The following is a 15984-nucleotide window of genomic DNA, read 5'->3' as shown; positions in this document are numbered from 1 at the left end:
TATGTAAACTTTAGAATTTAATGTACATAGTACCCGCTAGGTTCTATTGGTTGTCCACTAGAGTTCCTGATTTCAAAATGAAGGTGTGGTCCTGACGAGACACCAGTATTACCAGAATAAGAAATTAATTGTCCTCCTTTTACAACTTGTCCCGGAGATACTGCTAAAGAGGAGTTATGTCCATAAACGGAAGTTATATTCCCATGATTAATCATAACCACATTTCCATATCCTGACATAGACTGAGCTGCAATTACTACCCCATCCTCAAGCGCATAGACTGGTGTACCTATTGGCACCCCTATATCCATTCCTGCGTGCAACCTGCTATATCCAAGTACAGGGTGATATCTCATACCAAAAGGAGATGTTATAGCATATGGTTTGCCTGTAACGCAAAATAGCTTTCCATTAGAATTAATTTGCGTTGAAGATGATGATTCTTTCATCTTTTGAATAGTTTTTGTAAGTTCCTGAGATTCTGACTGTTCTTGAGCTATCATATTTTCATAATATTTTTTGTCTTTATCTAGTTTTTCAACTAATTGCTTCTTTTCAGTAGACTTTGACTTCAATATCTTGTATTTCTCATCTGCGTCACTTTTTAAGCTCAATACACTTTTCTTGTTTTTTTCAAGTTCTGACTGCTTTTTTTCTAGGCTTTCCTGTTTTTCTTTTATGTCAGATATAAGATTCTTATCGTAATCAATAATCTTTTTAATTATATCTATTCTACCTATAAGATCAGAAAAATCCTTTGAATTCAGTATAATATCTAAATATGCACTATTCCCTGATTTATATAGTGCTCTAACTCTTTGCTTGAACAATTCATTTTCATTAATATACTCTTGTTTTTTCGATTGAATTTCTTTTTCGTTCACTTTTATCTTAGAACTCAAATCCAAAATTTTACCATTTAAAGTCTGAAGTGTTGCAGATGCTTGCGACATATCCTTATCCAAACTTTCTAATTCTTTTTGTACATTTCCTTTGTCTTCATTGATATTTTTTAGCTTGTCCTTTTTTTGTTGAATAGAATTATTCACTTCATTTAATTTATTTTGCTTGTCATCAATTCCTTCTGCATAAGCATAAGAAAATGTAGAGCTGGTAATTGCTGCAGTAATTAGTAAAGATATAGTTCGTCTCATTTTTATTTCCTCCTTCCGATACTTTATAGGGCCCATTAGGTTAGCCTTCAACTTTGGAACCCTATAAAAATACAGCTCAATGCAAATTATAAAAATAAGATATGAATCTTATGTGAAGGTAATGTAAACTATGTGTAAAAAGGTACTTACTAAGCCATTGTTAGTAAGTACCTTTATATTAAATTTGTCTTCTACATATTGTGATTCATACCTGGCATATTACTTATAATTTCAGGATTTACCATTCCAAAAATCATCGCAATATGGGCAACAACAAGAAATCCGCCTACCAAAATAAAGTGAATTTTTAGCTTTTCCTCAAAACTCTTATTTCTAAATATAATGCCTAGTTCCATAAGTGCAATTGGAAGAAGAAATAAAGCTCCACTTAAATAGAACCCTACAGCAACAACATCTACCCATGTATGCCAACCACCAGTTTTAGTTAATGGTATAACAGCAGTTATAAGTAAGTAAATAAAAATACCTGTAAAATAAAATCCATCTAAAATTCCTATTACTTTATTTAGAGTTCTGACTCCTCCAGTTCTAGTCTTATTGAATATAATAAAAAACTCTGTAATTGTAAGTGTCTCAGCCATTATAACCGGTATAGCCATAAAAATTATAAGATTCCACGGCTGATTTTCTGCCAAAAGTGACATGTAATGTGTCATACTCATAATGATTCCCTCCTGAGATATTAATTTATGGAAATCATATCATTTTGTTATGAAGATTTTATGAAGACTATTTGAAGGATATTTATATAAAAAACAGCTGTAATTTCTATATATTTCATAACAGCTGTTTTTAAATAATTAATTTACAGTAAATTTCTGCTCTACAGGTTTAACTAGTTTTTCTCCTTCACTAGATTGAACCTGATCTCCAATTAAAATAAAATATGTTTCACCTTTATTAAAGCCATCCTTAGTCTCAATCATTACACTCTTGTTATTTTTATCATATGATATCCCAGCATCAACAAGGTTATTATTTGAGTCAACTATCATAATATTTTTTGAATTAATAGTTTCTCCCTTTAATTCTTTACTAAAATGAATTTTCCAGATCTTTTTATCCTGACTTATTTTTTGTTCTTCCATTTGTTTTTTATCGGACTTTGTCTTTATCTTGCCTATACTTTGCTTTTGCAGCTTTGACAAACTATCCATAGAAGTTTTTACTTTATCTCTTAAACTAGCTACTCTACTATTTAACTTAGCCAACTCAGGATTACCAGAATCACTGATTCTGCTAAGTTGTCTTTCTACAGTATTAAGTCTATTATTAATGGCATTTAGCTTACCGTAGAAACTGTTATATCTTCCACCATCCTCTTCTTCATATTCCTTTTCAAAATCATCGCTTAAATTCTGAGTTTCCACATTACTTTTTATATCTTGGGTCGATACCAGACTAGTTTGAATTGAAATACCAACGTTACCCTCATCACTGCTTGTATCTCCCTGTATTGCACTGCTAGTTGTATCACTAATGCCTATAGCAGAGGATGTTGTTGTACTATTAAGATATGCATCCATTTTTTTAAGAATGCTGTTTAATGATGCTTCAATACTATCTAATCTGTGGGATATTATACCAGCCTCTTTTTCTGCCTTTTTACTGTAACTTTTTACATTTTTATCAATATTATTTACTTGTTGATTGGAATTACCGTGACTTTTCTCCACATTGGTTGGTTTGGCAAACGCGGTAATATTTGAAGAAAGAAATGAAGCTACTGTAAGAGTTAAAATTACTAATTTTAAGTTTTTCTTTTTCATGTATATAGTACCCCCTATGATTCTCCTGAATTATTTCTACTATGTTATCGAACCTTATTTTTTTGACTTTATATATATTTAACGAAATATTAAATACTATTAAATTATATATATAATTCTTATCATAATAGACATCATTTTGCTTATCTAATATATAGATTATGATTGTTTCTTATATCCAATTGATTTTCTAGGACAGGATGTTACACATTTTCCACATTGTATACAATCTGGATGACTTAGCAAGTCTCCTTTATATTCGTAAGGCACTATTCCTAATGAGCATTTCTTTTTACATATCTTGCATGAAACACATGTTGATGAAACCTGAAGAACATTTTTACTTTTTCTAAATTTGGATATAAATGCAGCTATGCTTCCCATTGGACAAAAGTGGCACCATGTTCTTTGATTATAGAAAAATGATAAGACTATTCCAACTAAGGTAGTAACAACGATCATTCTATAGAACACTAATCCAATTCCATAAAGGTTCCCCCAGTTCTTTTTAATCCCCAAAGTAAATATTGTAAACATACTTACTATTATTAAACTTCTAAAGTATTTAGATTTTAAAAACTTTGGAACCTTTTTCTTATTGCTAAATTTAGAAACAATATTATCGTAAAAATTTCCTCTAGGACATAAGTTTCCACACCAAAACCTTCCTTTGAAAATAGATACAATAATTGGAGCAATCATACATATAATAGCTATACTAGCTAGTCTCAAGTCAAATAGCCCTAATATGATAAAAGCTATCAATAAAATAAATGAATATTTCTTCCACAATTTTAAAAATTTATTCATTAAAATCCCTCCAAAACTTTATATACCCTATAGGGGTATCTCAATAATATTATATAACGTATTTCAAATCTGTCAATATATTAAAAAGCTTATTTTTGATGTAAAGACAAAAAGTTAACTTATACGCCAAGATATGCTTTCAAGCTTCAGTACGTTAAGAACTTTTAGCCAGCCTAAATCTCGTGTTTTAGACGACCTTCAGCTTTTGAAACATATCACTTTGTATAAGTTAACTTTCTAATTAGTTTATCTATATATAAGGTACTAAATGAACTTCTATGGTAAAACTTATAGTGCTTGTTTTACCTTTTCAAATCCTATTCTATCAATCATATCTGCAAATCTTTCGCCAGTAGTTGCGTTCTCACTGTAATAATCTAATATTTTTTGTGTAAGTCCATCTAACTCTTCCAATGAAAAAATATTATCAAGTCTATCTCCTAATCTATACTTTCTACCAAAACTTTCCTCCAATAAATACTGCAACGCCCTCTTTATCAGTTATCATAGCATTAAACTTACATGCACTGATGCATTTTCCACATCCTAAACACTTTTCAGAATTTAACTTCACTACTTTGTCTGTTTTCTCAATGGCTCCAGCTTTACATACTGATGCACAAAGTCCACATGCTTTGCAATTATCTTTTTCTAATCTTGGTACTCTCTGTCCCATAAATCCAAGGTCATTTAAAGAGGCTTTAGCGCAGTTATTTGGACATCCTACTATTCCAATTTTAAATTTAGCAGGTAATTTATATGCAAAATACTTTTCATGCAACTTACTGCATAGTTGCTGTGTATCTACTAGTCCATGAGTACATACTGTTCCCTTGCAAGCAACAAGAGGTCTTACTTTTTTCCCAGTTCCACCTGCTCTTAATCCAAATGTTTCTAAATCCTTTTTAACACTTTCTATATCTTCTTCTTTTATCCATGGAATTTCAATCCCTAAACGGGTTGTAAAGCCTATATATCCTCTACCATATTTATTTGCAAGCTTTAAAACATTCTCCATTTGATTGGATGACATATTTCCAGCCTCCGCTATAATTCTTAGAGAAAAATAACGGGTATCCCTTTGATTAATAAATCCTTGAAGTTTTAATTCAGCTATTTTTTCCTTATTCATTTTACTTCCCCCATCCTAATTTGTTACTAAATAAAATTAACTTTCACAAATCCATCACAATTGTTACACATTTTAATCATATGCCTAGTGTAATATATAGTCAAATATTAAAATTCTCTATTGCAGGATATCTCTTATAGTAGATATTTGCAATAAGCTTTGTGTGGAGGTAATGAAAATGAAAAAGAAAAATTTAATTATTGCTTTAACATTAGTATTATCATTAGGGGTGGGAGTTACTGCTTATGCAGACTCTAAAACACCGACAACTACTAGCAGTGGTGTAACATGTTCCGGATATGGCTTTGGTAAAGTAACAGGTATACGAGGCTATGATTTCATGACAAATATACTAAAAAATAAATTTGGCATCAGCGATTCTGATATATCTACTGCAAGAAACTCAGGAAAAACTATGTATGATATTGCAAAGGATAAAGGTATAACGGAAGATCAATTTAAGTCAGCTATGGTAGAGGAAAGAACTAAAGCTGTTGATGAGGCTGTAAAAAACGGCAGTGTTACTAAAGAACAAGGTGAGAATATAAAATCTAACATTAAAGAAAATTCATCTAACTGTACTCCTGGTAAAGGACCTGTAAATGGTAAAAGAGGCGGTGGATCATGCAGAGGAAATGGATTTTACTCTGGAAGTAACTAAAAAGTATAGAGAGCTAAGACCGAAAGTTAACTTATACTCCGAAATATATTTCCAAGCTTCAGTCCGTTAAAAACTTTTAGTTAGTCTAAAGCTTGTGTTTTAGACGACCTAAGACTTAGATAAACTCGCTCTGCTCAAACACTATCTAAGTTCTAAGGTTGTCTTAAAACCCTTCGCTAAGACTAACACAAAGTTTTTAAATCTACCTTCAGCTTTGGAAAAATACCCCTTTGTATAAGTTAACTTTCTAGTTAGTTTCCCTATATAAAAGCATTCAATTTTTATCACTTTATTGAATTAGGGGTGCTTATAAGTTAAAATTTAGGTATAAAATATTCGCTGAGAGGTATGCCTATGAAAGGAAACATATTAATAGTAGATGATGAAAAAAAGCTGGCGGACGTCATGTCTTTATATTTAAAAAAAGATGGCTATGAAGTTACATGTTCCTATAATGGTGATGATGGAGAAATCCTGTTAGAGAACAACGATTTTGATTTGATAATTTTAGATGTAATGATGCCTAAAAAAGATGGTTGGTCATTACTTAGAAAAATTAAGTCAAATAGCAATATACCGGTTATTTTAACTACTGCTCGTGGAGAAGAAGAGGATAGAATCTTCGGCTTAGAACTTGGTGCCGATGATTACATGGTAAAACCTATTAGTATGAGAGAGTTGGTTCTTAGAGTAAATCTTAGAATAAATACAAAAAAACCTTTAACAAACTATTTAACCTTTGAAAGTCTATCAATAATAGAAAATGAGAGAACTGTTACTGAAAATGGTGAAACAATAACTTTGACCCCAAAAGAATTTGATTTATTAATATTCTTCTGCAAAAATACCAATCAAGTATTTAAAAGAGATCAATTGTTAGATAATGTCTGGGGTTATGATTTTGTTGGAGATACAAGAACTATTGATACTCATGTGAAAAGTTTGAGGAGTAAACTTCTATTTTGCGAGAAGCATCTGAAAACTATATGGGGTGTGGGCTATAAGGTTGAAGTATAATAAAACTAAGGAGATAGAATGGAAAAGATAACAGCCAAATTAATTAAATATTTTATGTCTATTATCACAATAGTAATATCTATATGCTTTATTTTTACTAGCATATTTCTATCTAAATTTTATATAAATATGCAGTATAAAGAGCTTAGAAATACTGCTGAAAATATATACAATTCACTTAAATCTAATTCTCAAATTTCAAATATTTCTTTTAGCACTCAGGTCTCAGGTGTTATTCTTATAAAGGATAATTCTATTACTCCTTTAACTCAAAGTAGGATGGGCATGATGCCTTTTCTTAAAACAATTGATATCAACAATTTGCAGGAAAAAGGTAAGTTTTTAAACCCAATGAATGAGGAATTTTTATATTATAACTATCAAAGCGATATTGGAAATATAGTTGTTCTTCAAAACAATAAATTTTCTTCTAACTATCTTAATGTAGTTTATATCATTTTAAGTTCTGTATTTTTACTTGCACTTATTTTATCAATACCGCTTATATCTATACTAGGCAAAAACTTCACAAAGCCAATATTGAAACTGCAGAAAGCTTCCTTAGATATCTCTGAAGGAAATTTTGATTTTGATATAAATATAAGCACAAAAGATGAGATAGAAAATCTCTGTCACAGCATCAAGACTATGGCTTTAAGCCTTAAGAAAAAACATGATTTACAAAAAGATTTTATAGCTAATGTATCTCATGATTTTAAAACACCTTTAAGTATAATAAGAAACTATAGTGAAGCAATCTATGATGATATTATTGATGAGAAAGAAAAAAAATCTTATGCTAAAGATATAATAGAAGAAGTAGACAGACTAAACGGGTTAGTTCTAGATTTAATCGAACTTTCTAAACTTCAAGGAGATAGTTATACTCTAAAGAAAGATTATTTTAACTTAAATGAATTCTTAACAGGATTTCTCCATACCTTTAAGCCTATTGCATCAAATAAAAATATCAATCTGATTGTTTCTTCTCCCAATATTGAAGTGAATGCTGACTCAAGGTATATGTATAGAGTTTTATATAACTTTATAGATAATGCTATAAAATTTAGCTTTGATTCGAGCAATATAGAAATTACCACATCATTGATTGAGGAAGGAGTTAAAATATCTGTTAAGAACTACGGAATCGGAATTTCTGAAAGCATGCTAGATGACGTTTGGAATAGATATTATAAACATTCAGAAAGAGGCGGCATGGGCATTGGTCTGGCAATATGTGCTGAGATTTTAAAAAAGCATAATTTTTCCTACGGCGTTACAAGTATACCCAATTCAGAAACAGAGATTTACTTTCTTATTCCAAATGATTACATTCTATTAGAGGACAATTGACAGAGGACAGTGGAAGAAAACTCACCTTCACTGTCAATTGTCCTCTGTCAACTGTCCTCTAAAAAATAATACTTAGTATTATTTTTATTTTATGAGTTGTAAATTTCTAAATCAGCTAATAACTTATACAATACTATTATTTTAAATTTCTTATCTTATTAGCAATTTCTCTTGAATCATATACTACTAAAATTGCAAGAGCAGGTGGTGTAATTAAAATAAAGGTAAAAAAAATAAATTCTAGGATGTATTTACTCCACATTTTAAATCTTTTCCTTGTTCTCTCTCACATTATTTAATAGTATTATATGAATCTTTCATGTTTTATGTACCTTATGGGGTTTTATACTAATTTAGCCACATTTAATAACTAATTCAAAAAATTCTTTATAGGATTTAATTCTTCATCTTCTTCTATGTATTTTTTAAAGTTAGGATAAAGTTCAATAGCCTTATTTAAATCCTCTATTGCCTTGTTAAAGCTATTAAGTTTCACATAGAAACAAGCTCTATTATAATATAGAAATTCAGCATCAGGGTTATTCTTAATTCCCTCACTTATGATTTTAATGGCTTTTTCATATAGTTGCTTGTTTTTATATATAACGGCTAAGTTCAGATAGCTATATGAATAATTCTCATTTTCTTCTATAGAAAGCTTATAATATTCTTCTGCCTCTTCTAACTGTCCTGTTCTTCCTAAAATTACAGCCTTATTAAATAAAGCTAAATAGTGATTAGTATCTATTTCTAAGCTTTCATTTATGTTTTTAAGTGCTCTTTCATAATCTCCTAACTCTTCATATATAGCACTTAGGTTTGTATGTGCCCAAAAGTCCTTATTATTCATTTCTAGAACCTTTTCGTAACATTCAATAGCTTTATTGGTTTCTCCTAATTCGTCATAGGCCCCTGCAAGAAAGAAATACGCTCTATTATATTGAGGGTTAATTCTAATTGCTTCTTTATAGTATTCTGCAGCTTTGTTATATTCTTTCATATTGTCATATATTATTGCTATGCCATAATATGCTCTTTCATCTTCAGGGTTTATCTTCAATATTTCCCTATACTTTTGTTCAGCTAAATCGTATTCTCCTAATTCATCGTAGATCAATGCCATATCCAGTAAAAGTTCGATATCTCTCTTACCTCCATCGCAGTTATATGCCTTTTCATAAAAATTTAGAGCCTTATCTAACAAGCGTTCTCTATAAAAATTCTTTGCTATTATTTTATAATTGTTTATCTTATAGCCTTCAACAATCATAGCTTTACTCCTTTATTTAACACTATATATCTAACATATTATTATACAGTTATTATTTCACAATGCAAATTGGAATAATTTAATTTTATATTATTTTATTAAAACACTTGCTTTTTGTAAAATAAGGATTTATAATCATAAATATAAATTCTTAGTAATTCAATATGAATTCTATATTTAAATGCTTTGATCAGGAAAAGTAAACTGTATGAAACTTACAGAGAGAAGCTTCTAGGTTGAGAAAGCTTTATGAAGATTATAGTTGAAGTGCCCCTGTGAGCATAGAACCGAACTATAGTAGGTTTTTACGGGTTCTCCCGTTATAGAGATATGGTATTGATTGTACCAGATTAGAGATGGACAGTAATGTCTAATCAGAGTGGAACCGCGGAAGTAACCTTCTGCCTCTGTTATTAACAGAGGCAGAAGGTTTTTTTATTTGCATACACTTATGCGCGCAAGTGATATGTATTATATGCTTATACAAAATATATTATAAATAAAATTTTAGGAGGATAACTATGAATTCAAATTATATGAGTATATTAATTGCAATCATAGCATTAGCATTTTTATATTTTTTAAAAAAGAAAAAAGTAAGCTTTGGAAATAGAGTATTAATTGCCATGTTAATAGGTGTTGCTGCTGGAGTAGTTCTTAAGAAAAATGTTCAGTTTATTGAGCCTTTGGGACAAATATATGTAAGTCTTATTAAAATGCTCGTTATACCACTTGTAACTGCTACTGTTATATCAAGTATTGCTTCCTTAGAAAGCCCTGATAAACTAAAAAAGGTAGGTACTAAAACTATCGGTTGGCTTTTACTTACCACAGCTATTGCTTGTGTTATCGGAGTAGTTGTATCTTTATTGTTAGATTTAGGAGCTGGCATGCAATTTACCAAAAGTGCCAACTTTAAAGCTAGAGAAATTCCTACATTTACAAAGGTATTGTTAGATATGGTCCCATCTAATACTGTATCTGAAATGTCTAATGGTAAAATAATTCCAGTTATTATTTTTGCTATATTTGTTGGTGTTGCTATTACTATAGAAAATTCAAAGAATCCTGAGTTAGTAAAGCCGGTAAAAGATTTCTTTAAATCATTTTCTATAATAATGTTTAGAATAACAAAAATAGTATTAAAGATTACGCCATACGGAGTGTTTGGATTAATGACCTCAGTATCATCACAATATGGACTATCTACTTTGCTTCCTCTTACTAAGGTAATTGTAGCAGTTTATGTTGCATGCATACTACAGGTAGTATTAGTACATGGAAGTTTACTAGCCTTTGTTGCTAAAGTTAATCCTATACGCTTCTTTAAAAAGATTTACCCTGCACAGGTTGTTGCATTTACAACTAGAAGTAGTTACGGAACCTTACCTGTAACATTAAAATCATTAACTAACAATGTAAAAATCTCAGATAACGTTGCAAGCTTCGTTGCTCCAATGGGTGCTACAATGGGTATGAACGGATGTGGAGGCCTATACCCTGCTATCGTTGCAATTTTTGTAGCTAGAGTGTTTAATGTTCCTATGTCATTATCAAGCTATATTCTTCTGATAGTGGTAACTACAATAGCTTCTGTAGGTACTGCTGGTGTACCTGGAACTGCTTCTATCATGGCGACTGTTGTTCTTGCAGCTTTAGGTTTGCCAATCGAAGGAATTGCTATGGTTCTTGGAATTGATACTATATTAGATATGGCAAGAACAGCAACTAATGTAACTGGGGCATCTGTAGTGTCACTTTTAGTAGCTAACTCTGAAAATGAGTTTGATAGAGAGAGTTTTAATAACAATGAAGTTGATGAGTTGGAACTAAGTGCTTAATGTTTTCTTATAAGAGATATCATATATTTTTAAAATGCAGTAAACAGTTGTTGATAATACACTTATCAACAACCTTTTTTATTAATCTAATTCATAAATTAATCAGATAGTTTATATACTTACATACTGACTGTAATAATATATTTTTACAGCAATATATATTATTATATCTAGAATTATGTGTCGTAATTTTTATGATACATATTTTTCAATCACCATGCCTGTTTATTTCAATAGCAAAATTTTAAAAGTTAAATACATAAAATATAATTAGGGTGATAAATTATGGGGAATAATATTGATAAACAAACTAATTCATCACAAGCTTCTAATAAAAATACTACTAACAATAACACTATAAATAATACTACTAATAATGCCAATAATACCACTAATAATACTACTAATACATCACAAAATAATGATTCTATTAACAACTGTACTTCCAGTAATAGCCGTATTATCACTAATGACCCTAACGAGAACCTGAATCATATTATTCAAACTGGAATCGAAACAGCACAAAATATTCAATTTAACTTGTCACAAAACAGAGTAACTTATATTAAACCTTTAAGTACTAGCAGCATTAATGTCACTGAAACCACTACTGCTCCTAGCGAAGCTGGTACACCTTCTACTACAAGTGCACCTCCTACTACAAGTGTACCCCCTACAGCTAATCCCTGTGAAAATATTTTTCAAAATATTAGTCAAACTTCTACATTGCTTCAAAATATCAACAATATTAGAGAGCAATTAGCAAGATTGAATATAGATCCATCACAACGAATTTATTATGAAAATTGTGTAGTTCCTTTACTTACTACTCTATATGAACTTAGTGCATCTTCTGCTACTTTAGCTACATCTGTTAACTTTTTAGCTACTTCCCCAGTAGTTCATTCTAAAACTTCACAACTTAGAGATACTACTCATCTAATTTATCATATAAATGAAAAATGTGAAGATGTGTATAAGGTTTTAAAGAAGAGAATAGATATAATGTTAGATATGTGTTAACTTTAAATTATATTATAAATTAATATTCAGATGGATGTTAAATGCCTAAATGGAATTTAACATCCATCTGAATTAAGTTTCACTTAAATTAAATTTAGAAGCTATGCTGTTTAAGGAATTTCTACATGTTGATTTTGTAATAATTTTATTGTTAGAAATAGTACTGCTTTTTCAGTAATGTTATGAAAGGTTTGTTCTGCAGATGATTTGTAGTCTTTATTTGTTGAATTTTCAAGAATGTCCACCTCAACAATTTCAGCACTAATTAATTCACAGAATACTTTTTCATTAAAAAATTCTGTGAACTTAAAGCTTTGCTCGCAAACATCTCGTCCAATTACACTTTCTTCGCAAGGGCCACAAACTCTAATATTAGTTTCTAATAGTTCTACTTCATCTTGAGGAGTAGTTGGTGTAAACTTAGGTTGAGTTTTGAATTTAACTCTGGTAGTACATTTAAAAGGTACCTTAACTGTAGAATGTTTTACTTTTCTATTTGATACTCCTTTACGAGTACATTCTTCAGTGATATATTCAATGTTCTTTCTAATAAAACCATCTATGAATAGTATCCCAGTATTAGGCTTACCATCTTCAGAACTAGGAATAAGTTTGCACTGGTTTAAATATACATTTTTCCTAATACGTTTAATTTCCTGAAATAGTATCCTCTAATTTTAGAAAAGATTCAATAGTAATAGCTACCTTACATTCTGTTAACACCACTGGAATTTTTACTGTTACAGATTCTTTAGTAACATCAGAAGTATGAGAAACATTCTCACAAAGAGGTAGTATTTCTGAGATAACAGTTACTTTACAATCCTCACTAGTAATCTTATCTACATGAATTTTATTATTAGCTTCATTATATTTATTTTTTTTATCCATTTCCTTCACAAGTTTATGATGAATTTCTTTTGTAGGTTTTTCTTTTTTATCTTTACCTTTTTTATCTTTACTATGTTTTTTTCTTATATTTGTCTTATATATATTCTTACTATAATTATCCTCTTGATTTTGTTGAACTAATGGTATAGTTTTAACTTCTGGTAAGGATTTTTTACAGTCTTCTATTAAAGCTTTTTCATTTGCAGAGGTATTATAGTCTTCTTCTAAGAATTCTCCATTTGTATCGTTTTTATAGTTTTTTTTTATAAACTCTTCATTAGGTATAATATAGTTTTCTGTTAAAGATTTCTTGTCTGCAGGTATTTCTAAGTCTTTTAATAAAACTTTTTTATAACTTTCTATTAGTGAATCTATATTTGTAGACATATAAGGTTTATATTCTGGTGATTGATCTTTAGAACCATTATAATTATTTTCTGAGTCGTTATTTCTAAAGGAATCATGGTTATTACTTTCTAAGGTTTCATCGTTATTGTTTTCTTCACTATTAGCTTCAGAAGAATTATAGCTATCATCTTCTATATCGTTCTTTGATATATCATAACTATTGTTTTCTTCACTATTACTTTCAGAAGAATTATAGTCGTCATCTTCTATATCATTCTCTGATATATCATAACTATTGTTTTCTTCACTATTAGCCTCAGAAGAATTATAGTCATCATCTTCTATATCATTCTCTGATATATTATAACTATTGACTTCTTCATTATTACTTTCAGAAGAATTATAGTCATCATCTTCTATATTATCTTCTAATATATCATAACTATTGTTTTCTTCACTATTAGCTTCAAAGAAATCATGGTTATTATTTTCTATGCTATCAGTTTTAAAAGAATCGAAATTTTCATTTAGGTCATTATATTCTACAGTTTCTCTATATTCTTCTGATACTAGTTCTTTAACATGGTGTTTTTCTGAATCATCTCTTTTGTTATATCTTTTATGATGTTTTTTATGATGTTTTTTATCGTGTTCAGTTTTATACTGATCTTCATCATCCTTTCTTTTGTGATGCTTTTCGCCATGCTTTCTTTTACTGTCATGTTTATAATCATTTTTTTTATAATCATCTTTTTTATAATCATCTTCTTTATCTTCTCTTTTATCATGCTTTCTTTTGAGATTCTTTTCATCGGATTCTCTTTTATGAGAATCCTTATAATGCTCTCCTGAATGATGTCTCCTACTCATAATTTACTCTCCTTTCAAAATTGCTATAAACAGAATTCTTCGCTTCGGGTGGATTTTGTGTGAATCGCTTTCACAGAGTGCGACGGGATTATTAGAGCGGGTAAGTCATCGGATAAATCAAAGTAGCTGAAAGATACTACTCTCCATAAAGTAACTTAACAATAGGTCCTTTAGTATTAATAATATCTTTTATGGAATTAAATGGTATAATAAATTGAGGAGCAGAATATATATAAGCATACTTAGAATTTTTGTTAAGTTCATAGTAGATTACCAAGCAATCTTCTGTAAGATAAAATCTTCTATTTTTATTTATATTTGCAAATTCCTCAATTATAGGAATGCTATTTTCTTTTATATCTTCTAAAATTATTTTGTTAATTATATATTCATAATTACTTCCTTCATAAAATAAATCATTAAAATTGTATATATATGCTTCTCTTGTGTTTATAGTTAGAGATTTTAATAAGTTAAAAGCTATGTTCTGCCCTGGTAGACAGGAGTAAAACTCAATAACTAGACTTAACAAATTTCTTTTATCAAGTGTAATCTTATATTCTCCATATATATCTCTTTGCTCTAAAAATTTATTAGTTTCTTTTTCTATAAAACTTTGCATCATATCTACAATTACCTTGTTAATTTTATGTTGTACTTTTTTACGTTTTAATTTTAACTGAGGATAAGTTATATTCATATGTTCATTTTCTATTTTTCCAGTAATAATTCTAGTTCGTGCTTTCTTATGTTCCAATATTTATCTCCTCCTAAAAACGGGCCCAAAACCTCTCCTAAGTAAGCTTTGGGCCCTCAGCATATTAATTAGTGAATATCTAATATAACCATTATTATATTAATTTCTAATTTTAGCAGTCTCTTCCTAATGAAGTAATTCTTACTTGCTGATTTTGTAATACTTTTAAAGTTAAATTAACTACCATTTTTTCTGTAATTTTTGTGAACATTTGTTCTGTAGGTGTTTGACAACTTGCTGTTGGATTTTGATGAATATCAATTTCAGTGATATCTGCTCTTACTAGCTCACAGAAAGGTTTTTCATTAAAGAATTCTGTGAAGGAGAAATTCTGATCACAAGGATTACGTCCAACCACAGGATCTGCACAAATATCGCAGCTTCTAAGAGTATCTGTGAAGAATTCTAGCTCACTTGAAGTAGTGTTTTCAGCGAAAATAGGTTGTCTAAGGAAAGTAACTCTAACAGTACAATTAAAAGGAACTTCAACTGTGCAGTGTCTTATATCTCCACATACATTTACAGCTGTACCACTCGGACAAGTTTGAGTTGCATACTCAATATTTTTTCTAACAAAACCTGCTACAAATAATATACCAGTACCAGGTCTATTGTCTTGAGAAAATGGAATAAGACGGCATTGGTTTAAAAACACATTCTTTTTAATACGTTTAATTTCCATAGCTCTTTGGTCTAATGTTATAGTAGCTTCAGTAGGAATTGTTATATTTGTCTCTGCTAATACAACAGGAATCTTAACAAATACAGGACCTGCTCCAATAACACTAGGAGTTATAGAAAGTTGCTCACACATTGATTCAGGTGTAGAAGCAACGGCAGCACAAGCTTGTTGAGGTTGTTCATTGCAACAAGCTGAACTATCAGAATTGTTATTTGTAAATATTTCGTTGTTTTGATTTAATTCATTGTTATTACTCATAAATAATGTGGTCCTCCTTTTTATCTTATAAAAATATTGTAAATCTTAGTTGTCTCAGTTTCTAATATATACTATTCAGAATTATGACTTTACGTTACAAGAAAAATATAACCTTCTAATAAGTATT

The 15984-nt window shown here is 29.7% G+C and carries 16 protein-coding genes and 1 other annotated feature; of the genes, 5 read left to right on the top strand and 11 right to left on the bottom strand.

Annotated features, from left to right (window positions below; translation table 11 throughout):
* Positions 1-17: 17 nt before the first annotated feature.
* From RCG18_RS12110 to RCG18_RS12085, 6 genes are all read right to left on the bottom strand, one after another.
* Positions 18-1154: a peptidoglycan DD-metalloendopeptidase family protein gene (locus RCG18_RS12110; RefSeq protein ID WP_308041533.1), complete on the bottom strand. Its 1137-nt coding sequence runs from the start codon at positions 1152-1154 to the stop codon at positions 18-20.
* Between the two features lie 191 nt (positions 1155-1345).
* Complete coding sequence (locus RCG18_RS12105; protein WP_308041532.1) at positions 1346-1837, bottom strand: DUF6803 family protein; 492 nt, start codon at positions 1835-1837, stop codon at positions 1346-1348.
* Positions 1838-1975: 138 nt separating this feature from the next.
* Complete coding sequence (locus tag RCG18_RS12100; RefSeq protein WP_308041531.1) at positions 1976-2944, bottom strand: Ig-like domain-containing protein; 969 nt, start codon at positions 2942-2944, stop codon at positions 1976-1978.
* 159 nt (positions 2945-3103) lie between these two features.
* Complete coding sequence (locus RCG18_RS12095; RefSeq protein WP_308041530.1) at positions 3104-3754, bottom strand: 4Fe-4S binding protein; 651 nt, start codon at positions 3752-3754, stop codon at positions 3104-3106.
* A 288-nt stretch (positions 3755-4042) separates the two neighbouring features.
* On the bottom strand, positions 4043-4228 hold the full coding sequence (locus tag RCG18_RS12090) for a hypothetical protein (protein ID WP_308041529.1): 186 nt from the start codon (positions 4226-4228) through the stop codon (positions 4043-4045).
* Positions 4209-4886, bottom strand: coding sequence for a 4Fe-4S binding protein (locus RCG18_RS12085; protein WP_308041528.1), 678 nt, complete (start codon positions 4884-4886; stop codon positions 4209-4211). The genes RCG18_RS12090 and RCG18_RS12085 overlap by 20 nt, the downstream gene beginning before the upstream one ends.
* A 178-nt stretch (positions 4887-5064) precedes the next feature.
* On the opposite strand from RCG18_RS12085, the gene RCG18_RS12080 reads away from it, so the two are divergent.
* The 3 genes from RCG18_RS12080 to RCG18_RS12070 all read left to right on the top strand — a co-directional run bounded on the left by RCG18_RS12080 (position 5065) and on the right by RCG18_RS12070 (position 7917).
* Positions 5065-5547 (top strand): DUF2680 domain-containing protein, encoded by a 483-nt coding sequence (locus tag RCG18_RS12080; protein WP_308041527.1) that lies wholly within the window; start codon positions 5065-5067, stop codon positions 5545-5547.
* A gap of 354 nt (positions 5548-5901) precedes the next feature.
* On the top strand, positions 5902-6564 hold the full coding sequence (locus RCG18_RS12075) for a response regulator transcription factor (protein WP_308041526.1): 663 nt from the start codon (positions 5902-5904) through the stop codon (positions 6562-6564).
* An 18-nt stretch (positions 6565-6582) separates the two neighbouring features.
* Positions 6583-7917 carry a HAMP domain-containing sensor histidine kinase gene (locus RCG18_RS12070; protein WP_308041525.1) on the top strand — a complete coding sequence of 445 codons (1335 nt, stop codon included), beginning with the start codon at positions 6583-6585 and terminating at the stop codon, positions 7915-7917.
* Positions 7918-8287: 370 nt separating this feature from the next.
* Here the strand turns inward: RCG18_RS12070 and RCG18_RS12065 are convergent, their stop codons facing one another.
* Entirely contained in the window at positions 8288-9187 is a 900-nt protein-coding gene (locus RCG18_RS12065; protein ID WP_308041524.1) for a tetratricopeptide repeat protein, read from the bottom strand.
* A gap of 177 nt (positions 9188-9364) precedes the next feature.
* Positions 9365-9599, top strand: a binding site (T-box leader).
* Between the two features lie 109 nt (positions 9600-9708).
* On the opposite strand from RCG18_RS12065, the gene RCG18_RS12060 reads away from it, so the two are divergent.
* Positions 9709-11028, top strand: coding sequence for a dicarboxylate/amino acid:cation symporter (locus tag RCG18_RS12060; protein ID WP_308041523.1), 1320 nt, complete (start codon positions 9709-9711; stop codon positions 11026-11028).
* Positions 11029-11313: 285 nt separating this feature from the next.
* Positions 11314-12051: a hypothetical protein gene (locus RCG18_RS12055; RefSeq protein WP_308041522.1), complete on the top strand. Its 738-nt coding sequence runs from the start codon at positions 11314-11316 to the stop codon at positions 12049-12051.
* A 110-nt stretch (positions 12052-12161) separates the two neighbouring features.
* Here RCG18_RS12055 and RCG18_RS29020 read toward each other — a convergent pair whose 3' ends face one another.
* The 4 genes from RCG18_RS29020 to RCG18_RS12035 all read right to left on the bottom strand — a co-directional run bounded on the left by RCG18_RS29020 (position 12162) and on the right by RCG18_RS12035 (position 15857).
* The gene (locus tag RCG18_RS29020) at positions 12162-12659 is read right to left on the bottom strand and encodes a CsxC family protein (protein ID WP_374119136.1); all 498 of its coding nucleotides are present in this window, start codon (positions 12657-12659) and stop codon (positions 12162-12164) included.
* Positions 12660-12699: 40 nt separating this feature from the next.
* On the bottom strand, positions 12700-14160 hold the full coding sequence (locus RCG18_RS12045) for a hypothetical protein (RefSeq protein ID WP_308041520.1): 1461 nt from the start codon (positions 14158-14160) through the stop codon (positions 12700-12702).
* 136 nt (positions 14161-14296) lie between these two features.
* Positions 14297-14917, bottom strand: a complete 621-nt coding sequence (locus tag RCG18_RS12040; RefSeq protein ID WP_308041519.1) for an RsiV family protein — start codon at positions 14915-14917, stop codon at positions 14297-14299.
* Between the two features lie 112 nt (positions 14918-15029).
* Entirely contained in the window at positions 15030-15857 is an 828-nt protein-coding gene (locus RCG18_RS12035) for a CsxC family protein (protein ID WP_308041518.1), read from the bottom strand.
* Between the last annotated feature and the right edge of the window lie 127 nt (positions 15858-15984).

Source organism: Clostridium sp. OS1-26 (assembly GCF_030915445.1).
Classification (GTDB): domain Bacteria; phylum Bacillota; class Clostridia; order Clostridiales; family Clostridiaceae; genus Clostridium_AM.
The sequence above is the reverse complement of the archived record's forward strand: the minus strand, read 5'-3'. Positions and strand labels throughout refer to the sequence as shown.